This is a genomic window from Brevundimonas sp. NPDC055311, from assembly GCF_053645695.1.
In genome coordinates, this window is record NZ_JBSHMV010000001.1 from 154,988 (window position 1) to 178,315 (window position 23,328).

The 23,328-nt window shown below is 64.6% G+C and carries 25 protein-coding genes; 15 read left to right on the forward strand and 10 right to left on the reverse strand.

What is annotated here, in order from left to right:
* Window positions 1-154 precede the first annotated feature (154 nt).
* Window positions 155-682 (forward strand): hypothetical protein, encoded by a 528-nt coding sequence (locus tag ACWIDZ_RS00750; RefSeq protein ID WP_453988604.1) that lies wholly within the window; start codon window positions 155-157, stop codon window positions 680-682.
* 83 nt (window positions 683-765) lie between these two features.
* Here the strand turns inward: ACWIDZ_RS00750 and ACWIDZ_RS00755 are convergent, their stop codons facing one another.
* Entirely contained in the window at window positions 766-3,801 is a 3,036-nt protein-coding gene (locus ACWIDZ_RS00755; RefSeq protein ID WP_453988603.1) for a TonB-dependent receptor domain-containing protein, read from the reverse strand.
* Between the two features lie 276 nt (window positions 3,802-4,077).
* Here ACWIDZ_RS00755 and ACWIDZ_RS00760 point away from each other — a divergent pair, with 276 nt between their 5' ends.
* Both ACWIDZ_RS00760 and ACWIDZ_RS00765 read left to right on the forward strand, forming a co-directional pair.
* Window positions 4,078-4,620 (forward strand): hypothetical protein, encoded by a 543-nt coding sequence (locus tag ACWIDZ_RS00760; protein ID WP_343829705.1) that lies wholly within the window; start codon window positions 4,078-4,080, stop codon window positions 4,618-4,620.
* Window positions 4,621-4,656: 36 nt separating this feature from the next.
* Window positions 4,657-5,574 carry an MBL fold metallo-hydrolase gene (locus tag ACWIDZ_RS00765; protein ID WP_453988601.1) on the forward strand — a complete coding sequence of 306 codons (918 nt, stop codon included), beginning with the start codon at window positions 4,657-4,659 and terminating at the stop codon, window positions 5,572-5,574.
* A 3-nt stretch (window positions 5,575-5,577) separates the two neighbouring features.
* On the opposite strand, the gene ACWIDZ_RS00770 is transcribed toward ACWIDZ_RS00765, so the two are convergent.
* Both ACWIDZ_RS00770 and ACWIDZ_RS00775 read right to left on the reverse strand, forming a co-directional pair.
* On the reverse strand, window positions 5,578-6,258 hold the full coding sequence (locus ACWIDZ_RS00770; protein ID WP_343829703.1) for a DUF1499 domain-containing protein: 681 nt from the start codon (window positions 6,256-6,258) through the stop codon (window positions 5,578-5,580).
* 16 nt (window positions 6,259-6,274) lie between these two features.
* Window positions 6,275-7,906: a long-chain-fatty-acid--CoA ligase gene (locus tag ACWIDZ_RS00775; protein ID WP_343829702.1), complete on the reverse strand. Its 1,632-nt coding sequence runs from the start codon at window positions 7,904-7,906 to the stop codon at window positions 6,275-6,277.
* Window positions 7,907-8,079: 173 nt separating this feature from the next.
* Here ACWIDZ_RS00775 and udk point away from each other — a divergent pair, with 173 nt between their 5' ends.
* A complete protein-coding gene (gene udk / locus ACWIDZ_RS00780; protein ID WP_346486853.1) occupies window positions 8,080-8,724 on the forward strand; it encodes a uridine kinase in 645 nt (214 codons plus the stop codon).
* Between the two features lie 73 nt (window positions 8,725-8,797).
* Window positions 8,798-9,427, forward strand: coding sequence for a TetR/AcrR family transcriptional regulator (locus tag ACWIDZ_RS00785; RefSeq protein WP_454071093.1), 630 nt, complete (start codon window positions 8,798-8,800; stop codon window positions 9,425-9,427).
* Between the two features lie 9 nt (window positions 9,428-9,436).
* On the opposite strand, the gene pdxH is transcribed toward ACWIDZ_RS00785, so the two are convergent.
* Window positions 9,437-10,105, reverse strand: a complete 669-nt coding sequence (gene pdxH / locus ACWIDZ_RS00790) for a pyridoxamine 5'-phosphate oxidase (RefSeq protein ID WP_453988598.1) — start codon at window positions 10,103-10,105, stop codon at window positions 9,437-9,439.
* A gap of 425 nt (window positions 10,106-10,530) precedes the next feature.
* Between pdxH and ACWIDZ_RS00795 the strand changes: the two genes are divergently transcribed.
* The 4 genes from ACWIDZ_RS00795 to ACWIDZ_RS00810 all read left to right on the forward strand — a co-directional run bounded on the left by ACWIDZ_RS00795 (window position 10,531) and on the right by ACWIDZ_RS00810 (window position 13,192).
* The gene (locus tag ACWIDZ_RS00795; protein WP_312217873.1) at window positions 10,531-10,953 is read left to right on the forward strand and encodes a DnaJ C-terminal domain-containing protein; all 423 of its coding nucleotides are present in this window, start codon (window positions 10,531-10,533) and stop codon (window positions 10,951-10,953) included.
* A 10-nt stretch (window positions 10,954-10,963) separates the two neighbouring features.
* Window positions 10,964-12,049 (forward strand): chorismate synthase, encoded by a 1,086-nt coding sequence (gene aroC / locus ACWIDZ_RS00800; protein ID WP_346521529.1) that lies wholly within the window; start codon window positions 10,964-10,966, stop codon window positions 12,047-12,049.
* 87 nt (window positions 12,050-12,136) lie between these two features.
* Window positions 12,137-12,832, forward strand: coding sequence for a pirin family protein (locus tag ACWIDZ_RS00805; protein WP_346521531.1), 696 nt, complete (start codon window positions 12,137-12,139; stop codon window positions 12,830-12,832).
* 96 nt (window positions 12,833-12,928) lie between these two features.
* Window positions 12,929-13,192, forward strand: a complete 264-nt coding sequence (locus tag ACWIDZ_RS00810) for a hypothetical protein (RefSeq protein WP_338574761.1) — start codon at window positions 12,929-12,931, stop codon at window positions 13,190-13,192.
* Between the two features lie 3 nt (window positions 13,193-13,195).
* On the opposite strand, the gene queE is transcribed toward ACWIDZ_RS00810, so the two are convergent.
* Window positions 13,196-13,831, reverse strand: coding sequence for a 7-carboxy-7-deazaguanine synthase (gene queE, locus ACWIDZ_RS00815; RefSeq protein ID WP_453988597.1), 636 nt, complete (start codon window positions 13,829-13,831; stop codon window positions 13,196-13,198).
* The gene (gene queC / locus ACWIDZ_RS00820; protein ID WP_453988728.1) at window positions 13,828-14,538 is read right to left on the reverse strand and encodes a 7-cyano-7-deazaguanine synthase QueC; all 711 of its coding nucleotides are present in this window, start codon (window positions 14,536-14,538) and stop codon (window positions 13,828-13,830) included. The genes queE and queC overlap by 4 nt, the downstream gene beginning before the upstream one ends.
* Before the next feature lie 205 nt (window positions 14,539-14,743).
* Between queC and ACWIDZ_RS00825 the strand changes: the two genes are divergently transcribed.
* Window positions 14,744-16,339 carry a response regulator gene (locus ACWIDZ_RS00825; protein WP_453988596.1) on the forward strand — a complete coding sequence of 532 codons (1,596 nt, stop codon included), beginning with the start codon at window positions 14,744-14,746 and terminating at the stop codon, window positions 16,337-16,339.
* Window positions 16,340-16,358: 19 nt separating this feature from the next.
* Here ACWIDZ_RS00825 and ACWIDZ_RS00830 read toward each other — a convergent pair whose 3' ends face one another.
* The gene (locus ACWIDZ_RS00830) at window positions 16,359-17,393 is read right to left on the reverse strand and encodes a ligase-associated DNA damage response exonuclease (protein ID WP_452112186.1); all 1,035 of its coding nucleotides are present in this window, start codon (window positions 17,391-17,393) and stop codon (window positions 16,359-16,361) included.
* A 72-nt stretch (window positions 17,394-17,465) separates the two neighbouring features.
* Here ACWIDZ_RS00830 and ACWIDZ_RS00835 point away from each other — a divergent pair, with 72 nt between their 5' ends.
* The 5 genes from ACWIDZ_RS00835 (at window position 17,466) to ACWIDZ_RS00855 (ending at window position 20,016) form a co-directional block, all read left to right on the forward strand.
* Window positions 17,466-17,936 (forward strand): PaaI family thioesterase, encoded by a 471-nt coding sequence (locus ACWIDZ_RS00835; RefSeq protein WP_343829690.1) that lies wholly within the window; start codon window positions 17,466-17,468, stop codon window positions 17,934-17,936.
* Window positions 17,933-18,340: a PaaI family thioesterase gene (locus ACWIDZ_RS00840; RefSeq protein WP_338574756.1), complete on the forward strand. Its 408-nt coding sequence runs from the start codon at window positions 17,933-17,935 to the stop codon at window positions 18,338-18,340. The genes ACWIDZ_RS00835 and ACWIDZ_RS00840 overlap by 4 nt, the downstream gene beginning before the upstream one ends.
* Before the next feature lie 105 nt (window positions 18,341-18,445).
* Window positions 18,446-18,793: a hypothetical protein gene (locus tag ACWIDZ_RS00845; protein WP_346521544.1), complete on the forward strand. Its 348-nt coding sequence runs from the start codon at window positions 18,446-18,448 to the stop codon at window positions 18,791-18,793.
* Between the two features lie 92 nt (window positions 18,794-18,885).
* The gene (locus tag ACWIDZ_RS00850; RefSeq protein ID WP_346521546.1) at window positions 18,886-19,320 is read left to right on the forward strand and encodes a hypothetical protein; all 435 of its coding nucleotides are present in this window, start codon (window positions 18,886-18,888) and stop codon (window positions 19,318-19,320) included.
* Window positions 19,321-19,455: 135 nt separating this feature from the next.
* Window positions 19,456-20,016 (forward strand): S24 family peptidase, encoded by a 561-nt coding sequence (locus ACWIDZ_RS00855; protein WP_453988595.1) that lies wholly within the window; start codon window positions 19,456-19,458, stop codon window positions 20,014-20,016.
* Window positions 20,017-20,079: 63 nt separating this feature from the next.
* Here ACWIDZ_RS00855 and ACWIDZ_RS00860 read toward each other — a convergent pair whose 3' ends face one another.
* From ACWIDZ_RS00860 to ACWIDZ_RS00870, 3 genes are all read right to left on the reverse strand, one after another.
* Entirely contained in the window at window positions 20,080-20,559 is a 480-nt protein-coding gene (locus tag ACWIDZ_RS00860; RefSeq protein WP_291774899.1) for an SH3 domain-containing protein, read from the reverse strand.
* A 515-nt stretch (window positions 20,560-21,074) separates the two neighbouring features.
* The gene (locus ACWIDZ_RS00865; protein WP_453988594.1) at window positions 21,075-22,748 is read right to left on the reverse strand and encodes a lysine--tRNA ligase; all 1,674 of its coding nucleotides are present in this window, start codon (window positions 22,746-22,748) and stop codon (window positions 21,075-21,077) included.
* Window positions 22,749-22,797: 49 nt separating this feature from the next.
* On the reverse strand, window positions 22,798-23,256 hold the full coding sequence (locus tag ACWIDZ_RS00870) for a MaoC family dehydratase (RefSeq protein ID WP_453988592.1): 459 nt from the start codon (window positions 23,254-23,256) through the stop codon (window positions 22,798-22,800).
* Window positions 23,257-23,328 lie beyond the last annotated feature (72 nt).

Here is a 23,328-nt window from a genome sequence, read left to right on the forward strand (position 1 = left end):
CAGGCTAACTTTATTCGCCGTGCGGATCATCCCACATGGACTGTGACGACACGACTTAGGCGCTAACATGTCTCAAAATCGCCACATAATTTCCAAAGTGACTAAAAAATAAAACCCGAAATTGAGAGAAAAACTCGAAGGAATTTGGAGTATAATGAAAATGACTGACACTTCATCCAAGTGCGGCTGGATTATGGCGGCATTATCCCTCGCGCTGCTCGCGAGTGGGGACGCCCGCGCTCAAAGCAGCCCAACAGCCTTTGACAAACTTTCGGAATGCCAGGAGATCCCCAGCAATGAAACGAGACTCGCATGCTACGATGAGCGTATGGCTGCGTTGCGCAGCGCCACGACTACCGGCGAAGTAGTCATTGTGGAACGCGCGCAGGTTGACGCCGCCAAGCGGGCTGTGTTCGGCTTTTCCACTCCTAGCCTGCCCTCAGTTTTTGGCGGCGACGAGGTGGTAAGTTTAGAGACGACACTTGAAAGAGCGACGGCAGCGGTGGATGGATCTTGGATTTTCCACCTGACTGACGGGTCTACCTGGCGCCAGATTGACAATACCCGCGTCTCCAATCCCAGGAACCGCCACGGCGAAGAAGTGCGTGTGCGAAAGGCTGCGCTGGGGAGCTACTTCCTGAACCTTGGCTCAAGCCGAGCCGTTCGGGTGCGTCGAGAATAGGACGCCATCTTCCGCTTCAGGAGGCATGCCAAAGGGGGCGACGGATATAAGAATCCGTCGCCCCCCTTATTGCCTTGAAACGATTAGAAGTTCGCCGTGACGCCGAAGAAGAAGTAGCGCCCCATGGCGTTGTAGAGTTGCGGGTAGGTGTTGTTGTTACCCGTCGTGCCGACCGAGTAGGACAGCGGCGGATCGGAGTCGAAGACGTTGTTCACGCCCGCGCGCACCGAAATATTGTCCCGCATCTGCCAGGTGCCGGCCAGATCGAAGTAGTTCTGTGCGTCCAGCTCACGGTCCAGACGATTTGCGGGAGCATTGCTCAGGCTGCCGTCCGCGCCCAGCACGGCGATCTCGGCAGGGCCGTAGTAGCGCCACGTGCCATTGATATTGAGGCCCTCGATCGGCGTACCCCAATCCACCCGCAGGCGGTGACGCCATTCCGGGTTCGGCACGCCGCACTGATTAGCGTAGAAGCCAGCGCAGTCATACTCCGAGTTGGCGAAGCCAAGACCCGTGTCAGTCTTCAACTCACTCAGCCAGGTGCCCACCATGGCGAAGCCCAGGGTGCCGGCGCGTTCCCAGCCGAAGTCGGCCAGATCGATGCTGTAGTTGGCCGCGACATCCACACCCGACGTCGACAGGCCGCCAATGTTGGTGTTGAGGTCGATGACGTTGCCGGTGCCGACCCACAGTTGGCCGTTGGCGTTGCGTTCAATGTTGGCGCACGCCGCCGCCAGACCAGCCGTATAACAAGCGTCCAGCGAGTTTTGCGCGCCGACGCTCGAGATCAGGTTGTCGATCTTGATGTCGAAATAGTCGACCGTCAGGTTGAAGCCCGGCAGGAACTCCGGCGTGAAGACCACGCCGAACGTCAGGGTGTCAGACTCTTCCGGAGTCAAGGCCGTATTGCCGCCTTGCAGGAAGTTATACTGGCCGGAGGGGCTGGAAATCCCCGGGCTAACCGCTTGGTTGGGCGAGACCTGCCAAGGGTTGGTGCCGATACAGGCCGCATCACCCACATAGGTAGCAGAGGCGTTCTTGTCGCAGGGGTCCGCGTCCATGTCGAACAGGTTGAAGCCCTGAGCGGTGAACAGTTCGATCACGTTCGGTGCACGAACGGCGCGCTGGGCGCTGGCACGGAAGCGAACAGAAGGAACCGGGGCCCAGTCGCCGCCGATCTTCCAGGAATCAGTGCCACCACCCAGTTCGTATTCCGAGTGACGGTAGGCCAGATCGACCGACAACTGGTCAGCAAAGGCCATCCCTTCAGCAATAGGAACCTGGGCTTCGACAAAGACATCGTAAACTTGGTTCGCGCCGCTCAAGCCCGGCGTCGGTCCCCCTTGACCGGCACCATCGCCGCTCGTGAACGACACGTCCGGCGAAAAGTCGAGCGCATCACGACGATACTCGGCGCCAAACGCCGCCTGCACCCCGCGCGTGGCCCACGGCAGCTTGACGCCATAGGCGCCCAGATCCGCTGTCAGCGAGCCGGTAACGACCTGCTGCGTAGTCCAACCGGTGGCGACCAGCGGCACCTGCAGATAGTCCAGCGCTTCCTGCGTCACGCCGCCTGAACGGAAGATGTTGTAAGGCACGCATTCCGCATCGATGCCCGCCAGGACCGACGAACAAACCGCTTCGCCCGAGACCGGATCGGTCACGACATCCAGAGCACGCGCCAGGCGCGTGTTGGAAAACTCATTGCGATAGATCTCGCGGGTCTGGGTCCGCGAATATTGCATCGCGACATCGTAGCTCCAGGCGTCGTTTAGATCACCACGAGCGCCGATGACGCCCCGATAGGACTGGAAGCGCATGTCGGACTGACGACCGCCGCCTTCAACGTTACGACGACCGATGAACATCGACTTGGCGGCACCCGACGTGATATCGCCGGCCGAGCACGCGATTGCTGCCCGCTGCTGTGCGGAAAGCAGCGGATTGTCACAGCGGATCGTCGCGCTGCCGTCCGTCGTGCGGAAGCCGTCCGAGAATTCGCCGAAGAAGTTACCCGACGGCGCGATCTGAGCGACCGTCGAATAATCGCTGAACATCAGCTGCGTGTAGACCTCGATCTTGTCAGTGACATCATAGTGACCGAAGGCGCCCAAGGTGTAACGTTCATCCGGGCGCTGGAAGTAGTTCAGCGGGCCAAAGTTGTACGCGTGCAGGTTGGAATCGTACGGGATGAAATTTCCGCTATCATCAACCGTATATTCGTACTGATCAAAGTCCGTAAACAGCCCGGGGAACGAGGTGCCGGAACCGCCGCAAGTGAAGGAATTCCCATCTTGCCCGCCCAGAGAACAAGCCGAGTAGTCGTAGTCGCGCCCCAGAACCTTGTTGTTCTTGCGATAACCCGCATACAGAGTGATATTCCCACGGTCGTCAGGCGCGTTGATCCCCATCAACACGTTCACTTCGCGGCTGAATCCCGTGTAGACGTTGTCGTCCGGCAGTTGGAACTGAGACGGATTGGTCGCGGCGCGTCCTGCGATGACATTACGCAGATTGCCAACGCCGTCATAGTCGTTGTTGTGCTGATTGAAGCCGTACTGGGCGTCGATTTCGATGCCCTCGAAGTTGCGGCGCATGATGAAGTTCACCACGCCGGCAACGGCGTCCGAACCATAGACGGCCGAGGCGCCGCCGGTCAGAACTTCCACGCGCTCGACCATCTGGCCGGGGATCTGGTTCAGGTCGGCCGCGTCATCCTGAGGCGAGCCGTAGCCCATCCGCTTGCCGTCGATCAGCACCAGGGTGCGCGACGAGCCGAGGTTGCGCAGGGACACGGTCGCCGTACCCGAGGCGCCGTTGGCGACGGTCGAGTTCTGCGCGGCGAAGGCCTGCGGCAGCTGCGATACCAGGTCCTCGACGCGGGTTACGCCCTGGACGTCGATGTCCTCGCCCGTCACCTGAGTCACGGGGCTGGTCGTGGTGAGGTTCGGCTGGCGCAGACGCGACCCCGTGACGACGATGTCGCTGACCTGGCTCGGCTGGTCAGCTTGAGTGGCCGGCGCGGTCTGGGCCAGCGCCGGCGTGGCGAAGCCGGCCAAGGCGAGACCCGCGATCATCGTCGACGTCAGCAGACGCTCGCGTTTGATCTGAAGATTCAAGATTCATCCTCCTGAGTGGTGACCGACTCTGGCGAAGTCCCCCTCCACCCGTCGATCACGGATAATCTCGGACACTGTCCCGATTGGACGTTCGGCCGATACCCAACCAGCAGGGTAGGCACGATGGTCAACTAGAGGCCATGCAAATTACATGACCGTTACGATTGCGCCCCCCCTATGTCGCAATTTCGCCACGCCACGACAGGCATGACTTAAGCCCACCTTGCATGTCATGATCATTCGACCATCAAACCTTCAATTCCAGAAGAGTTCAGAATGCGATCGATGTTGACCCTTTGCGCCGCAACAATCGGCGCGTTCAGCCTCAGCTGCGACGTAATGGCGCAAGTTCAAACCTCCGAACGTTCGGCCTTGTTGAACGCGCTGTCGGACTGTCGAGCCATGACGGATTCCGCCGCGCGGCTGGACTGTTTTGACAGGACCGCAGACGCCTTGGACACGGCCGAACGCCAAGGCGAACTGGTGGTGATGGAGCGCCAACAGATTCGCGAAGCGCGTCGCCAGTTGTTCGGCTTCAGCGCGCCCGCCCTACCCGCTCTCTTTAGCCGCGGCGGAGATGGAGCAGACCGCGAACCCGAGGTCGATTCCGTGGAAACGACCCTGCTGGGCGCCGGGCAGGACCACGAAGGAAAATGGACTTTCCGGTTGGCCGACGGCAGCGAATGGCGACAGATTGATTCGGCCCCGGTCCGTTTTCAGAACCGGAACGGAACAGACGTGCGCGTCCGTCGCGCATCCTTGGGGAGCTACCTGTTGACCGCCGGCAAAAGCCGCGCCGTACGCGTCAAAAGACAGTAGCTTGAACCGAAGGCTCACGGCGCGCAAAGGTCGGTCATGATCCCCTACCTCCGCCAGTTCGATTTCGCCTATGGACGTCGGGATCAGGTCTCGCCTCTGATCCAGCGCGTGATCGCAGACAATCCAGGGCCTTTCACCTTCACCGGCACGGGCGTCTACATCGTCGGACGCGACCGGCCGGGCGCCGAGGTCGCTGTGATCGATCCTGGGCCGATGGACGAAGCTCATCTTTCGGCCCTGCTTCGCGCGATTGAAGGCCGAACGGTCAGTCATATCCTGGTGACGCATACCCATCGAGACCATGCGCCCCTCGCCCGCCCCCTGGCCGAGGCGGTCGGCGGCGCGCCCATCCTTGCGGCTCGTCCGCCGGACCGGACCGTGCACGCCTCCGGCCCGCTGGATGAGGACGATGACGCCGACTTTCAACCAGACATGATCCTGGTCGGCGGCGAGCGGATCGAAGGGGACGGCTGGACGCTGGAGGCCTTGGCGACGCCGGGCCACGCCTCCAACCATATGGCCTTCGTCCTGCGTGAGGAAAACGCCCTGTTCAGCGGCGACCACGTCATGGGCTGGTCGACGACGGTGGTGGCGCCGCCGGACGGAGACATGGCGGACTATATGAAGAGCCTGGACGCCGTTCTCGCCCGTGGGTTCTCGACGATCTGGCCCACGCATGGCCCGGCGATCACCCAGGTCGCGCCCTTCCTGAAGGCCTATCGCGCCCACCGCCTGGAACGGGAGGCTCAGATCATGGCCCGACTGGCCTCGGGGGACCGGAGGGTCGCCGACATGGTTCCCGCACTCTACGCCGGAGTTGACCAGCGCCTCTGGCCCGCCGCCAGCCTTTCGGTGCTGGCGCACCTGATCAAGCTGGAGAAGGAAGGCCGGGTTCGCGCCTCGCCCGGGGCTGAACTGGCCGCGACCTGGCGGTTGGTCGACCCGGCGCGCTGAACCTTAAGGCGTCAGGCGTGCGACCACGGCCCTGGCTAGACGACAGGCCTCATCCCCGACCTCCAGGTCGTCGCGTCCCGCGACACGCACGTCCGTGCGCCCAGGGCGAATACGAACGCTGACATCATACGTCAGGCCGAACCAGGCGCCTTCCTTGCGTCCATCCACACGAAAGGGCGCGGTGCCCAGAACAGTGAACCCGGCCTTTTCGAGCGCCCAGGCCGCCGTCTCCGGCGCAACCTGGGTCGGCGCGTGGGTCAGGCCCTCGCAGCCCTGAGGCTGTCTTTCCGTCACGCCCGCCAGGCGCCTCTCCGCCGCCAGGATGCGGGCGAAGGCGGGCGGATCCGATGGGTCCGTCGCGACGTCGAGCGGAGCGGCGGTGAAACGCCGCTCCTGAACCAGATAGCCCCCTACCGTCACCCCGGCGATCGCCAAAGCCGCGCCGGCGATCCCGGCCAAGCGCCGCTCACGGAACGCCAGAAGGCAGGCGACCAGAGCGGCCGACAATCCCGCGAAGGCCAGGATCCGACCGATTTTCAGGGCCAGCACGCCCAGGCTGAATTCCGCGCTCCACACGCCCAGGCGCGCGCCGCAGACCGCGACCAGCAACAAGGCCGGCGCCAGCAGCGCAACCAGAAGCAACAGCACGGCCAGAGACTGGCCCTTAGGGCGGGTTGTCGACACGGCGTCCTCCGTCGAATCAACCGGCTGTGGGCAGCCGGTAGTCCGTCATTCGCTCACGCAGGGTCTTCTTGTCGATCTTGCCCGTGGCGCCCAGAGGGATGTCGTCGACGAAGACCACATCGTCCGGCATCCACCATTTGGCGATCTTGCCCTGCAGGAAGTCGAGATGTTCCTGCTTGTCCTCGACCTCGCCCTCCTTGAGCTTGACCAGCAGCACCGGCCGTTCGTCCCATTTGGGGTGCGCCGCGCCGATGACGGCCGCCAGGGCGACCTTGGGGTGGCCGACGGCGATGTTCTCGATATCGATGGAGCTGATCCACTCCCCGCCCGACTTGATGACGTCCTTGGCGCGATCGGTGATCTGCATGAAGCCTTCCGGGTCGACGCTGGCGATGTCGCCCGTGTCGAAGAAACCTTCGTGATCCAGGATGTCGCCGCCCTCGCCCTTGAAATAGGCGCCGGCGATGGTCGGCCCCTTGACCATCACCCGGCCGAAGGTCTTGCCGTCATGCGGCATCTCCTGACCGCCGTAGTTCTTGATCTTGAGCTCGACCCCCAGCGGCGGCGTGCCCTGTTTCATGCGCCAGGCCATCTGCTGATCATAAGGCAGAGCCTTCAGTTCGGGCGTCAGGTTGGCGATGGTGCCGATCGGAGAGGTTTCCGTCATGCCCCAGGCATGGACCACCTCGACGCCGAACTTCTCCTGGAAGCCGCGGATCAGGGCCTCCGGGCAGGCCGAGCCGCCGATCAGAACCTTTTTCAAGGTGGAGAACTTCAGTCCGTTCTCGATCATATGTCCGAACAGCCCCTGCCATACGGTGGGCACGGCGGCCGAGAAGGTGACCCCTTCAGTCTCGATCAGCTCATAGAGCGCAGCGCCGTCCATCCTGGCGCCCGGCATGACCAGTTTCGAGCCTGCCGCCGGCCCCCCGAATGCGATGCCCCAGGCGTTGGCGTGGAACATGGGAACGACCGGAAGGATCACCTCATTGGGCGTCGCTCCCATCACCGTGGACTGAAGGCCCAGCAAGGTGTGGATGAAGTTCGAGCGGTGCGAATACAGCACGCCCTTCGGATTGCCTGTGGTGCCCGAGGTATAACAGAGGCCGCAGGCCGTCTGTTCGTCGAACCCGCCCCAGACCACGTCGCTCGACGCCTGCTCCAGCACCGCCTCATAGGCTTCGCCCTTCGGCAGCTTGGCCGAAGGCATATGAGCGGCGTCCGTCATCACGATGACGCGTTCGACGGTCGGGCAATGCGGGAGGATGGCCTCCAGCAGCGGCACGAAAGTCAGATCGGTGAAGATGATCCGGTCTTCGGCGTGATTGATGATGTAGGCCAGTTGCTCTGGGAACAGCCGCGGATTGAGCGTGTGGCAGACGGCGCCGATGCCCATGATGCCGTACCAGGTCTCGATATGATTTCCGGTGTTCCAGGCCAGGGTGGCGACACGGTCGCCCGGCTTGATTCCCCAGGCCAGCAAGGCGTTCGACACGCGGCGCGCGCGCTCGTGAATGGCGGCGTAGGTGGTGCGGACGATCGGCCCTTCCACCGAACGCGTCACGACCTCGCGCCGTCCGTGCCAGTTCTTCGCGTGATCGAGGATCTTGTCGACCGTCAACGGCCAGTCCTGCATCATACCCAGCATTCGGCGTCTTCCCTCGTCCATGCGCCTTGGTTGAAAGCGGCGCTTGCATCCACGCTAAGACAGGTGAACCGCGACAGGCAACGTGACGCAAGGGAAGGCTGGCCGCGACAGATCGCCGTTCCTGCACGTCATCAAGGCTTGCATCGCGCGCCCTCCAGGTGAATGAGCCGCTCATGACCATTCTGATCGCCATCACCGGCGGCTCGGGCTCCGGCAAGAGCACCCTGGCCGAGGCCCTGATTTCCTCGCTGCCCGAGGGCGTCGCCACCCTTTTGCGAGAAGATTCCTATTATCTCGACGCGGCTTCCGTCCCCGGTTTTGATGCGGCGACGCACGATTTCGACGATGTCGCCGCGCGTGATCACGATCTGCTGATTTCCGATCTGAGCGACCTGAAGGCCGGACGCAGCGTGACCGCCCCGCTTTATTCCTTCATTCACCACGGACGCGAGCCGGGCGGCGAGCCGGTGCCGGCCGCTGAGGTGGTGGTGGTCGAAGGCACGCACCTGCTGTGCACCCCGGCCCTGGCGGCCCTGTTCGACATTCGGGTCTTCGTCGACACCCCCGCAGACATCCGCTTCATCCGCCGCCTTCTGCGCGACCAGACTGAGCGCGGCCGCACGGCCGAATCCGTTATCCAGCAATATCTCGCCACGGTCCGTCCCGGCCATGAGCGGCTGACGGAACCATCCCGGGTCCATGCCGATTTCATCGTCGCAGACGCCACCGCCGCGGTTCGCCTGGAAGATCCTCAAGCCGTGGTGCGCCTGGCGGCGCCGGTGTTGGCTCATCCGTTGCTTGAACCCTGGTTGAGCTAACCGGCGTCGCTGACGGCGTTAACCGTGATCGTTGCAATCATGGCAAATTAAAGGCAGGATCGTCGTCCAATGATTGGGTGACAATCCGATGACCGTCTCGGTCCACGCCCTCGAAGACCCCCGACGCGACGCCCTGGTGCGCCAGGCTCGGCTGCACTTCGTCGAAGAAGGTTACGCCGGCACCAAGATGGAGCCGATCGCAAGGGAGGCCGGCGTATCCACGGCGACCCTCTACGCCATGTTCGAGAACAAGGCGGCGCTGTTCGCCGTCGTCATCGACGAAGCCTCCGCCGACTTCGCCGAGCGGATGGCCAAGGTGAAGACCTGCGCCGGCGCGCCCCGGCCGCGATTGAACGGCTTTCTGACCGCCTATGCCGAATTCATCAGCGACCCGTTCGTCAGGGCCATTTTTCGCCTGGTCATGACCGAGCGTCGTCGTTTCGAGAGTCTGGCGACAGCCTTCTATGAACAGGCCAAGCAGGATTTCGGCGCGGTGCTCGTCTCAACTCTCACCGACATGAACGCAAAGGGCGAGCTGAAGCTTCACAAGCCGTCCTGGGCCGCCAGTCAGTTGATGGGCATGGTCGAACACCCGCTGTTCTTCGTGCCGACGGTGACCGGCGATCGCGTTCTTCCCGCCCGCTCGCCTGCAGCCATCGCCGAAGATGCGGTGGAGACCTTCCTGGCCCGTTACGCCGCCTGACCTGCTTGATCAGGGCCAGAGCCGGCCGCGACGCCACGCCTGATCTTCCGCCGTCCGGTCAAACCGTAGACGATCATGCAGGCGGAAGGGACGATCGCGCCAGAACTCGATCTGGACCGGCCTGACCCGCCAACCGGTCCAGCGATCCGGCCGCGGAACCTCATGGCCGTCGAAACGCGCGGTCTGTTCGGCCACCCTCGCCACGAGAGCCCCTCGATCCGCCAGGGGACGCGACTGGTCCGAAGCCCAGGCGCCGATGCGGCTTTCGCGCGCACGGCTGGCGAAATAGGCGTCTGCCTCCTCAACGCTGACCGGCTCCACCGGCCCCCGGATCCGCACCTGACGACGCAGACTCTTCCAGTGGAACAGCAGGGCGGCGCTTGGATTGGCCCACAACTGACCGCCCTTGGCGCTTTCCTGATTGGAGAAGAAGGTGAAGCCTCGCGCATCGACATCCTTCAGCAGGACCATACGCACATCGGGATGGCCCTCGGCGTCGACCGTCGCCAGCGCCATGGCGTTCGGGTCGTTGGGTTCCGATCCCCGCGCGACCTCCAGCCATTCCACGAACAGGGCGATGGGGTCGTCCCGCTCGAAGATGGTCTCATCCGCATTCGCCTCGAGTTGAGCGGCGTAGTCTTCCCGAGACGGGCTGGGCGGGATCACGGACTGGGTCATGCCGACCCTATAGTCCCGCTTCAGGCCCACGTCACATGCGCGCCGTTCAAACCTGCGTCAGCCCTTTGCAACAAGGTTAACCCTGTCTTGACCATGTGGTCTGCACAGTGGCCGCCATGCGCGCGGACAGCCCCTCATTCATGGACGCTCGACGCCTGCTCGGCCTCGACGGTCCGGCAGGCCCGCAGGCGTTGGCCGCCGCATTTCGTATAGCCGTAAAGGCCTCTCGTCCGGATCAGCCCGGCGGAGACGCAGATCGGTTTCGTCGCGTCATCGCCGCCTACCGTCTGCTGCAGACGGAGACGCGCGCACTGCCGGCGCCGCGCAAGCGGTCCGAAACCTCTCATGCTCAGGGCGCCCGTTCCGCCCCCCTTCCCCCTCCGCTCGTCGTGTTGACGCCGATGCAGGCTCTGACCGGGGGCAGCGTGATCGTCAAAGCCTGGGGACGCAGCCTTCTGGTTCACGTCCCGCCGGGCGTGCGGACCGCTGATCGCATCCGGCTGAAGGATGGCCCGTCCCTGTTGCGCGTCTTGATCCGGCCCGCCGACGGATTATCGGTTCTGGGCGCCGACCTGTTCATGGACTGGCCGATAGCGCCGCGCCTGATGCGGGACGGCGGACGTATAGAGATCGACACGCACGCCGGCCTCCAGAGCGCCTGGCTGGTGCCGGACATGGTCGAGCCGGTTCGGCTTCGCCTTCCCGGCCTCGGCCTGCCCGCCCGAGGCAAGCGCGCCGCAGGCGACCTGTTCGTCAAGCTGATCCCGTCGGACGACCTGCCGTCGGCGGCGGAAGACATGCTGCTTCGATTCACTCGGGTCTGGACGCCGGAGCGTATGGCGGCCTAAGCGAGAGGCCATGTCGCACAACACCTTCGGCCATCTGTTCCGCATCACCACCTGGGGCGAAAGCCACGGCCCGGCCATCGGCTGCGTCGTCGATGGGTGCCCGCCGCTGATCCCGCTGACCGAGGCCGACATCCAGCCCTGGCTGGACCAGCGCAAGCCCGGCGGCAGCCGCTTCGTCACCCAGCGGCAGGAGGCCGATCGGGTGCGCATCCTGTCCGGCGTCTTCGACGACGGAAACGGCCCGGTCACGACCGGCACGCCGATCAGCCTGATGATCGAGAACACCGACCAACGGTCCAAGGATTACGGCGAGATCGCCCGCGCCTACCGTCCCGGCCACGCCGACTACGTCTACCAGACCAAATACGGCGTGCGCGATCCTCGTGGCGGCGGCCGGTCCTCGGCGCGTGAGACGGCCAGCCGCGTGGCGGCGGGCGCCGTGGCCAGGAAGGTGCTGGGCGACGACGTTCGCATCCGCGCCGGAGTGGTCCAACTCGGTCCGCACCGTATTCCTGACGAAGCGATTGATTTCGACGCCGTGTATGACAACGCCCTGTTCGCCGCCTCGGCCGAGATCGTGCCCGCGTGGGAGCAGTATCTGGACGGCGTGCGAAAAGCCGGCTCCTCCATCGGCGCCGTGGTGGCGCTGGAGGTCACCGGCGTCCCGGCCGGATGGGGCGCGCCCCTCTACGCCAAGCTGGACGCCGAACTGGCGGCGGGCCTGATGTCCATCAACGCCGTCAAGGGCGTCGAGATCGGCGCGGGTTTCGGCGCGGCCGAGCTGTCGGGCGAAGACAACGCCGACCAGATGCGCCTGGGCGACGACGGCCTGCCTGTCTTCCTGTCGAACAAGGCGGGCGGCGTGCTGGGCGGCATCTCCACCGGACAGCCGCTGACGGCGCGCGTGGCGTTCAAGCCCACCTCCTCCATCCTGACCCTGCGACAGACGATCAACCGCGACGGCGAAGAGGTCGACCTTCGCACCAAGGGCCGCCATGACCCTTGCGTCGCATTGCGCGGCGTCCCGGTGGTCGAAGCCATGGCCGCCATCGTGCTGGCCGACGCCAAGCTGCGGCATCGGGCCCAAGTGGGTTAGTCACTCGATATGAAACAGGTACGGTTGCCAATTGATTTCGGCGATCCTATCTAGGTCTCAAGCATTCCTCAGATGGGAGACCACACCATGATCGACGTCAGACCTTTCAAGACGCTCGGCGGCGCCAACCACGGCTGGCTGAACGCCAAGCATCACTTCTCGTTCGCCAACTACTATGATCCGAAGCGCATGGGTTGGGGCCGGCTGCGCGTCTGGAACGACGATGAGATCGCCGCTCAGTCGGGATTCCCGCCTCATCCGCACGCGGACATGGAGATCATCACCTACGTCCGCACCGGAGCCATCACCCATCAGGACTCCATGGGCAATACGGGCCGAACTGCGGCCGGGGACGTTCAGGTGATGAGCGCAGGCACCGGCGTGCGCCACGCCGAGTACAACATGGAGAATGAGCTCACGACCCTGTTCCAGATCTGGATCGAGACGGATCGGCCCGGCGCTCAGCCCTCCTGGGGTCAGCGCGAGTTTCCGAAGAGCGACCGTTCTGGACGGTTCACCATCGTCGCCTCGGGCGATCCGGCGGACGAGGCTCTGACCATCAACGCCGATGCGCGCGTTCTGGCCGCCACGCTGAAGGCGGGCGAAAGCCTGTCCTATGACCTGGCGGCCGGTCGTCGCGCCTATCTGGTGCCCGCCGTCGGCGAGGTGGAGGTCAACGGCACGGCGCTGAACGCCCGCGACGGCGCCGGCATCGTCGACGAACCGACGATCACCATCACGGCCCAGCAGGACGCCGAACTGGTGATGGTCGACAGCCTGTAAGAGGCGACTGATCGAAAGATCACAGGGGGCGCTTGAAAAAGCGCTCCCTTTCTTTTGCGCGCTGACAGGACTGCAGAGCGCGGGCACACTGTCCCCATGATCCAGCGCCTCCCTGCTCTCGCCCTCTTCCTGGCAAGCGCCCTGTTGCTCCAGGGTTGCGTCGCGGGCGCCGTCGTCGGCGCCGGGGCCGCCGTGGTCGGCGGCGCGGCCAAGGTAACCGGCGCGGCTGTCGGCGCCGGATTCGACGCAGTCACCACCTCGGACGAGGAAACCAAGGCCAAACGCGAGCGCGAACAGCGTGAATACGAGCGCGAACAACGCCGCTGCGAACAGAGGCAGCGTCAGGGCAAGGCCTGCTGATCGCTATCTCACCCCGATGTATTTGTGCGTCTGAACGCTGAGCCGCCATTGCGGGTGGGTCAGGCAGTACTCAATGGCGGCGGCGGTATTGGCGGCCTGATCAGGGCCATCCATGGGCTGGAGCCAGAAACGCTCGAAATCGAGATTCTCGAAGCGATCCGGCATGGCCAGCGGTTGAGGGAAGACCAGCTTCAGCTCCTGGCCCGAGGTCTGGACCACAGGCGCGTCGGCCTTGGGGCTGATGCAGATCCAGTCAATGCCGTCCGGCGCTGCCAGGGTGCCGTTGCTTTCGATGGCGACTTCGAAGCCGCGCGTATGCAGGGCCTCGATCAGGGGCGCATCCAGCTGCATCAAGGGCTCGCCGCCCGTGCAGACCACCAGCTTCGGATCGCCCTCGCGTCCGCGCCACATCCCGGCGACATGGTCGGCCATGAGGTCGGCGGTCTTGAACTTGCCGCCTCCATCGCCGTTCACGCCGACGAAATCGGTGTCGCAGAAGGTGCAGACGGCCGTGGCGCGATCCCGCTCCAGCCCGCTCCACAGGTTGCAGCCGGCGAAGCGCAGGAAAATGGCCGGACGCCCCGTCTGCCCGCCCTCGCCCTGCACCGTCAGGAAGACTTCCTTGGCCGAATAGGTCATGCGCCGGCCGCCCATTCGGCATAGCCCGCCGCGCGCAGTTCGCAAGCCGGGCACGCGCCGCAGCCATAGCCCCAGGCGTGACGATGCGTCCGGTCGCCCAGGTAGCAGGTGTGGCTGAACTCGATGATCGCCTCCACCAGGGCGGAGCCGCCGACACGGTCCGCCAGCGCCCAGGTCTGGGCCTTGGTCAGGAACATCAGCGGCGTTTCGACCGGCACGGACTTGCCCAACCCCAGCGACAGGGCGCGCGCCGTCGCCTGAATGGTCTCGTTTCGACAGTCCGGATAGCCGGAGTAATCGGTCTCGCACATGCCGCCGATCAGGACCTCCAGCCCCCGACGGTCGGCCAGGGCCGCCGCGGCGACCAGGAAGATCAGGTTGCGCCCCGGTACGAAGGTGTTGGGCAAGCCCCGCGCGTCCGCCTCGATCGCGCGCTCGGTGGTCATCGCCGTCTCGCCGATGGCGCCGAAGCCGGTCAGATCGACGACATGGTCGTCGCCCAGCCGGTGCGCCCACTGCGACAGGACCTTACCCACTTCCTGGCGCACCGCTTGGCGCGCCCGCATCTCGACCGCATGACGTTGGCCGTAGTCGAAGCCGACCGTCTCCACCCGATCGAACCGCTCCAGCGCCCAGGCCAGGCAGGTGGCGCTGTCCTGCCCGCCGGAAAAGAGAACAAGAGCTGTTTTTTCAGAATGTTGCGCGATTGCGTTCATGACAAATCTGCGGTCGGCCGGCAGGCCGCGCGCATTCAAAAAAGAAACCGGGGTCGGATAGATGGGACGCCGCCTCCTATACGCCAGAGACGCAGGCTCGGCAAAGGCGGCGAGACTGAAGAATAATCGCGGCGGCTTAACCCTTCCGCAAAAGATTCTCTGAGATTGTAAAAGAACCTCAGTAGGAGCCGGCCGAATGCCGACGATCGAAGTGCTGACCGACCGCGTCGAGCCGGTGGCGAAAACCGCCATGACCGGCGAGATTCTTGCGCGGTTCCAGCGCGAACCAGACACCCTGGTGATACCGGTAGTCGACGGCGACCGTCCGATCGGTCTGATCGAGCGTGGGGATTTTCTGCTGAAGCTGGCGGGCCCGCTGGGCCAGAGCCTGTACGGGGGCCGCGAAGTCATTCACGTGATGGACCCGGAGCCGGCGGTGATCGAGGCCGGCGTTCGCGTGGACGCCTTCTCCTCCATCATCCTGAAAAGCGGACCAGGTGCCCTGATGCGGGGCTTCATCGTCACGCGCGGCGGAGCCTATCGGGGCGTCGGCACGGCGGTGGCCCTGCTTCGCGCCATCAACGAAGACCAGCGCCACGAGAACCAGCGCCTTGTCGAAGAACTCCGCGCGTCCGACGCCGCCGAGCGCGCCGTCCGAACGGCGGCGCGCGATAAAAGCCGCTTCATGGGGCTGCTCAACCGCGAACTCAGCACTTCCATGAACGGGGTGCTGGCCGTCGCCGAACTGCTGCATCGCCAGCCGCTGAACGAGGCGGCCAAGGCCCACGCCCGGACCATCATGGATTCGGCCGAGGACATGCTGGACAATCTGCGCGATGCGCTCGATCTGGCGCGCGCCGAGGCCGGAGAGCTGCAGATCGCCGCGACCGCCACTCCGTTGCGCACCCTGATGGATGAGTTGCAGAACCATTGGTCGCCGCGCGCGGCTCAGGACGGCGTCACCCTGATGGTCGGCTATGAAGGCGACACGGAACTGGCGGCGATGGTCGACGCCGATCGCCTGCGCCAGGTGTTCAACAATCTGATCGGCAATGCGCTGAGGTTCGCTCGTCACGGCATGGTTGAAGCCAGCCTGAGGGCTCAGGCTCAGGGCGATCGCGTCCTGATCGAGGCTCGCATTCGCGACGACGGCCCGGTCGACGACCGCCGCGCCGCCGATCTGCTTGATCCGGCCACAGACGACGCCGGGCTGGGTCTGGCCATCAGCCGCCGCCTCGTCGAGTGCATGGACGGCCGTATCTGGGCCGAGAACAACACCGGGCGCGGCGCCACCTTCGCCTTTGACCTGTTCGCTCCGATCGCCTTCATCGAACGCGAAGAGCCGACCAATGTCGCCGATCTGGACAGCCTCCATCTCCAGGCGCACCCCCATGTGCTGATCGCCGACGACAACGCCACCAACCGCGTGGTCGCCCAGGCCCTGTGCGAAATGTTCGGCTGCACCTCCGAAACCGTCGAGGACGGCCAGGAAGCCGTCGAAGCGGTCCAGTCGCGCCCGTTTGACCTGATCCTGATGGACATCAAGATGCCGCGCCTGGACGGCGTCGGCGCCACCCGGGCCATTCGCGCCCTGGAAGGGCCTCAACGCGACATTCCGGTCATCGCCCTGACAGCCAACGCCGACCCGGACGACGCCAAGGCCTATCTGGCCGCAGGCATGGCCGCCGTGGTGGAGAAACCCATCAAGCCGGAGCGACTGCGCCTAGCCATGAACACCGCGCTGGAACCTGCTGCGGCGGCCGCCTCCGCCCGCGCGCGTGACGTCGCCTGACGGACGTCAGTCGGCCAAATCAGACCACGACCTCGTCTCCGGACCGCTCTTCGTCTTCCTCGTCATAGCCGACAAGGCGCAGGGCTCTCGCCTTAACCCCCTTCAGCTCCGCCCAGCGCAGCAGGCCCTCCTCACGGCCGTGGGTGATCCAGATTTCTTCCGGCGCCAGTTCCTCGAAGGTCTGGATCAGTTCAGGCCAATCCGCATGGTCCGAAATGACCAGCGGCAGTTCCACACCGCGTTGGCGCGCTCGCGCCCTCACCCCCATCCAACCGGAAGCGAAGGCGGCCACAGGATCGGCGAACCGGCGCGCCCAGCGATCCTGAATGGCCGAAGGCGGCGCGATCACCACCTCTCCGCCCAAAGCGCCGGCCTTCAGCCCCGTGGCGGGCGCCAAGGATCCGAGATCGACCCCTTCGTGCTGATAGAGCCGGTTCAGACGCTCCAACGCGCCGTGCACATGAATGGTCCGATCCCACCCCGCCTCGCGCAGCAGCCGGATCACCCGCTGCGCCTTGCCCAGCGCATAGGCGCCGACCAGATGAGCGCGTTCGGGAAACTGAGTCAGCGACTGGATCAGGCGCGCGATCTCCTCTTCATCCGGCGGATGGACGAAGACCGGCAGGCCGAACGTGGCCTCCGAAATAAAGACATGACATGGGACGGGCTCGAACGGCAGGCAGGTCGGGTCTCGACGCCGCTTGTAGTCGCCTGACGCCACCATGGTCAGGCCGCCGCGCTCAACCACAGCCTGGGCCGAGCCCAGCACGTGCCCGGCAGGCGCGAACCGCACGCCCACGCCACCGATCTGCGTCGTCTCGCCATAGGCGGCGGCCTGAGTGCGTCCCGCAAAGTCAGGGCCGTAGCGCTCGGCCATGATGGCCAGAGTCTGGGCGGTCGCCAGCACCGCGCCGTGGCCCGACCGCGCATGGTCCGAATGGCCGTGGGTAATCACCGCCCGATCTACCGGCCGCACAGGGTCCACATAGAAGTCGCCGATCGGGCAATAGAGGCCCGCCGGCGCGGGTCGCAGAAGATCTTGAGGTCGGATCATCAAATCATCCGCCCGCTGGACAAGAGCGCCCCCGACGGGCGACCAAGGCGGGACAAGACACAGGACGCCTTGATGACGGATTCGTTCCTAGACACCCTATTGCCTCAGCTGGCCTCGGGCGCCGCCCATACCCATGCTCTCGGCTTCGCCTTCGCAGGACTGGACGGAGACCGCGTGCGGATACGCGTTCCCTATCGTGAGGACCTGGTCGGCGACCCTGAGACCGGCGTTCTGGCCGGCGGCCTTGTCACGACCCTGCTGGACCACGTCGGCGGTCTGGCCGTCTGGGTCGGGCTGGGCGCATTCCGCCCGGTGGCGACGCTCGACCTTCGCGTCGACTATATGCGCGCGGCGGCGCCGGGACGCGATCTCTTGGCCGAAGCCCGATGCTATCGCCTGACGCGCAATCTCGCCTTCGTCCGCGCCTGGGCTTTCGAGGACGACCCGACCGACCCCGTCGCCGCCGCCCAATCGGCCTATATGGTCAGCGCGGAAGGCGAACATCGGACCGGCGCCAATCTGAAACCGAAGACCGCCGCATGACCGCTTCCCTGCTCGACAGCCTGCCGTATGCGCGCTTCCTGAACCTCAGGACCCAGGCGAACGGCGACGAAGTGACCGTCGTCATGCCCTTCACCGACAAATTGATCGGCAATCCCATGCTGCCCGCCCTGCATGGCGGCTCGACCGCGGCCTTGCTGGAGATGACGGCCATGGCCCAGGTCTCCCTCACCTATCCGCGCCTTCGTCTGCCTCGCCCGATCAACGTCACGGTGGCCTATCTCCGTTCGGGCCGCCCGGTTGACGTCTACGCCCGCGCACGAATCAACAAGGCCGGGCGCCGCGTCGCCCATGTGGTCGCAGAAGCCTGGCAAGACGCACGGCATGAGCCCATCGCCTCGCTCACCGCCCACTTCCTGCTTGACCCGGAAACCGCCGGGACCTGACCACCAGGCGACAGCGCAACTGTAAACTTTGTAAAGAAATCCCTACCCAAAACAGTTAACATGCATTAACTCTTTCCCATCGTTCTTTTAGCGAGGGGTAAAGCCATGGATCGCAACGAAGTCATCGCCGGCGTCGCCGGTGAACTGCACGCCACTGAAAAAGCGCTGGATGACGCCATCACCCACGCCACGACCCTGGTTCAGGCCATGATCGGCGCTCGTACGGCCCTTTCCCTCTCCGCCGTCGCCGCGTCGGGATCCCAGACCAAGGCCATGGAGGCGATCGCCGCCCTCAGCACCGCTCGCGAGGCCGTCATCGCGTGCCACGCTGAACTGCAAAAGGATCACCGTCGTCTGGGCTACGGCGCCTACGCGCTTGGTCCGCTCAACAAGCCCGATGAATGGGACAGCCGCCCGATGGGCAGCCAGGAACGCCACCTGCGCGTGGCGTGAATTCGACGTAACAATCGGCGTCGGGCCTCCGATTTCCGATTAGCATGGTGTAGTTTAGCCCCCATTGTCGCGAGACAAATGGGGGCTTTTCTTTGCTGGAAACCATCGCCGCACTGGTCGGAGCCGGCTTTATCGTCCTGATCAGCCTTTTCGCCCTCACCAAGGGCGGCCGTCCTGAGCGCATCGGCGCCGCAACCATCCTCGGAGGATGGTTTCTTTCAATTCTGGCTCAAACGTACGTCGGTTACACATCGATGCAGTGGCCGGTCCTGATCATCGATGTGATCGCCCTGGTTATTTTTGTCGCGCTTGTATGGAAATCTCCGCGATCCTGGCCCGTATGGGCCAGCGCCTTTCAGCTTCTGGCGATCGCCAGCCATGTCATGGTGCTGATGAAGTTGCGGCCGGAGATTTCAGCCTTCTACACCGTGATCAACATGTCGGGTTACGGCATCATCATCGCGCTGGGCGTGGGCACCTTCTTCGCCTGGCAGGAACGCCGCGCGGTCGGAATCGCGGACGAATAGGTAGATATTCCTAATCAATTCGGATAGCCTCAGGCGCATATTTCCTCGGAATTTGCGCCCTTGCCCCTGTCCCACTCCCAGCTTTGGAAAGCGATCGACGCCTTGGCGCGACGTGAGGGCCTCTCGGCGTCGGGATTGGCGCGTCGAGCCGGGCTGGACGCGACCAGCTTCAATCCATCGAAACGACTGGGGCCTGGCGACCCGCCGCGCCCGCGCTGGCCTTCGACAGAAAGCCTGATGCAGGTGCTGGCGACGAGCGGCCTGAGTCTGGGGGAGTTCGCCGGCCTCGCCGATGATTCCTCATCCCCGCCGCGCCCCATTCCACTGCTGGGCCTCGCACGCGCAGGGGATGAAGGTTTCTTCGATGACGCCGGTCTGCCCATGGCCGACGGCTGGGACCAGACCGAACTGCCAGCTCACAAGGACAGCCTTTTCAGCCTGACCATCGACGGCGACTCGATGGAGCCCGTCTATCGTCCCGGCGACCGGGTGATCGTCGATCTGGACGCGACCGAGGTCCGGCGCGGCGACCGCGTGGTCGTCCGCACGATCGACGGCGAGACGCTGGCCAAGGAAATCTCCGCCCTGAACAGCCGCGAAGTGACCCTGAGTTCGGCCAATCCGCTTTATGACCCACGCACCCTGCCCCGCCATCAGCTTCTCTGGATGGCCCGCATCCTGTGGGTCAGCCAATAGCGAAGGGCCGCCCCTTTCGGGAACGGCCCTTGCCTTGATCAACGTGGGGGAGAAAGCCGTCGATCAGTTCGGCGCGACATAGCGGGCGTTGACCCAGCCGCCGCCGGCGATCTGCACCCACTCGCCCTGCGACCCCACGGCGGTGAAGGGCTGCCCGGCGGACAGGCTGCCGGCCTGACGATACTGGGTGCCGGGGCCCGACCGGATACGCAGGTTGGACGTGGCGCGATACATGTTGGCGTTCGCCTGGGCCGCAGCGCGCGTGCGCTGCTGGTTACAGCCGATGTAGGAGCCCGCCGCAGCACCGGCCCCCGCGCCGACCACGGCGCCCAGAGCGCGCTCGTTCTTGGACACCTGGCTGCCCGCCAGACCGCCCAGCACGGCGCCGATGGCGGCGCCCGCCTGCTGACGACCGCCGGGCGCATCACAGTTGGTGACGCCGTTGGCCTGGGGCATGGCGGCGGCGGTCATGGGCACGGCGGCGGAGCCCAGAGCGGCGAAAAGGGCGGTGGCGGCCAGACCCGCCTTGAAGGTCTTCGACATAAGTCTCTCCTGTCATCGAGTTGTCGATGAAATGAGAATGCCTCGGCCAAGCTGAAGGCTCCCCGAGCCTGATCGTTATATGCCGTTCATCTTTCTTGCCGAACGCAGCGGGTCCGATGATTCGTGCGCCCAAGTGCATATGAAAAAACAGATATTGTTCATTTCCTCCCCCATTCGGGGGATGGGCAAGACCTGCAATATCGGGCGCTATGACCCTCATGGGCGCACTTGGAAAAGCAGACGTAGCGCTGGATGTGCTGTGGCGCAGCCTTTACGGCCAGCCGCTGCCGCTCTCCGGCTCTCCCGAGCTCGCCTTGCAGATCATTATGGAATGCGAGAGAAAATCATGGTCCCCAGCACAAGAACCCGACGCCATCGAAGATCGATCTGGCTGCCGTCCCCGTTTGAGGGTCTGCTCCTGACCTTGGCTGTCGTTTCACTGGCCGGCGCTGTCCTCGCCGCCTGACAGCCCGGACGAAGACGGGCCGCCGAGAACGTCGACGGCCCGAATACCCTCAGCCCTCGGCCAAGCCGCCGACGGCGCCCTTTTCGATCAGTTCAATCGTCTGCGGCAGGCCATAGATGGCGGCGAACGATCCGAAACGGGGCCCCTGAGAGGCGCCCAGCAACACCTCATACAAGGCGCCGAACCAAGCCCGCAGCGGGTCGAACGCGTGCTCCTTGCCCACGGCATAAACTTCGGACTGAATAGCCTCGCCGTCGGTCGTGTCGGCCGGCAAGCCCTTCAGACGTTCCGCCAGATCCAGCAACGCCGCCTTCTCCTTGTCGTCCGGCAGGCGATAGGTCTTCGAGGGCTTCACGAAGTCTTCGTAGTAGTTCAGCGCATAGCCCATCAGCCGATCCAGCACGGGCTCGCTCTCAGGCGAGGCGTCCGGCAGATATTTGGCGAAATAGGCCCACAGCTGATCCTTGGTCGAGGCGTTGGCCACGCCCACCAGGTTCAGCAGCAGGGCGAACGACACCGGCGAGGCGCTCTCAGGCGGGTTCCCCGAGTGGATGTGCCACACGGCGTTGTCCATCCGCTTGGCCGGTTCCTGCGTCTTGTACTGCTCGATGAAGGACAGATAGTCGTCCGTCGCGCGCGGAATGACGTTGAAGTGCAGGCTCTTGGCCGACTTCGGCGACTGAAACATGTACCAGCTCAGGCTCTCGGGCGTGCCGTAGCGCAGCCAGTCCTCCATCGTCAGGCCGTTGCCCTTGGACTTGGAGATCTTCTTCCCTTCGATGTCGAGGAAGAGCTCGTAGTTGAAGCCCTCAGGCGGGACGCCGCCGATGGCGCGGCAGAGCTTGGACGACTCGCGCACGCTCTCGATCAGGTCCTTGCCCGACATCTCATAATCGACGTCCAGCGCGGTCCAGCGCATCGCCCAGTCGGGCTTCCACTGCAGCTTCACATGACCGCCGGTGACAGGGACCTCGGTGCGACCGCCAGCCGGGTCGTCGAAGACGATCGTGCCCTTTTCGACATTGCGCTCCAGCGTCGGCACCTGCAGCACGTGACCGGTGATCGGGCTGATCGGCAGGAAGGGCGAATAGGTGGCGCGGCGCTCCTCGCCCAGGGTCGGCAGCATGATGCCCATGACCTTGTCGAAGCGCTCCAGCATGGTCAGCAGGGCCGCGTCGAACCGCCCCGACCGATAGGTCTCGGTCGAGGACATGAACTCATACTCGAAGCCGAAGCTGTCGAGGAAGGCGCGCAGGCGGGCGTTGTTGTGCGCGCCGAAGCTGTCGTGGGTGCCGAAGGGATCGCGCACCTTGGTCAGCGGCAGATGCAGGTCTTCGCGCAGCATCTCCGGATTGGGGATTCCCTCGGGCACCTTGCGCAGGCCGTCCATGTCGTCGCTGAAGGCGATCAGGCGCGTGGCCCAGTGATCGCCGGTCAGGGCGCGAAACGCGTTGCGCACCATGGTCGTGCGCGCCACCTCGCCGAAGGTGCCCATGTGCGGCAGGCCCGACGGGCCGTAACCCGTCTCAAGGATCACCGGCTTGTTCAGCGCCTCGAAGGTCGCCAGAGCCTCGTCCGTCTTGCCGGCGTCGATCAGCAGTTTCGCAGCGTCGCGCTCCGCGTCCGACAGCCGTTTTTTGAGCACGTGGGCCAGCAGGTTGCGCGCTTGCTCAAACGGCCACGAACGGGCCTCACGGGACAGGGTTTCGAGGTTCTGTAGCATGCACCGGGCTTTGACGCCTTGAAGGCCCGTGGTCAACAGCGGCGGCGTTCTACAGCCGCGCTTCGGCGTTCCTCGGCAGTTGCATCTGGTTCTCGAAGCTCATGGCCAGGTCGCCGTCCTGGTTGGTGACGGTTGTCTTGGTGCGAACGACGCCGCGGTCGGGCTGGCTCTTCGACGGGCGGATTTCGATGATCTCGCGGCGCACAGTCAGGATGTCGCCCGGTCGCACGGGCCGCACCCACCACAGGGCGTCGACGTTCATGCCCAGTAAAGGCGTGTTGCCGAAATAGGCTTCGTCCACGAACTGGCGCATGACGCGCGAACAGACGTGCCAGCCGCTGGCGATCAGGCCGCCGAACCGTCCCGCCTCGGCCGCCGCCTTGTCGATATGCATGGGCTGGGGGTCGAACTCGCTCGCGAAGGCGATGATCTCATCCTCCGTGATCGTGAAGGGTTCGCTGTCCCAGCTTTCGCCGACGTTCAGGTCGTCCAGATAGCGGTCGGTCATGCACTCAACTCCCATTGGCTGCGCCTGACATAGCGGCTGGGCCGAATTTCGCCAGTCGACTTTCGGCTGCGC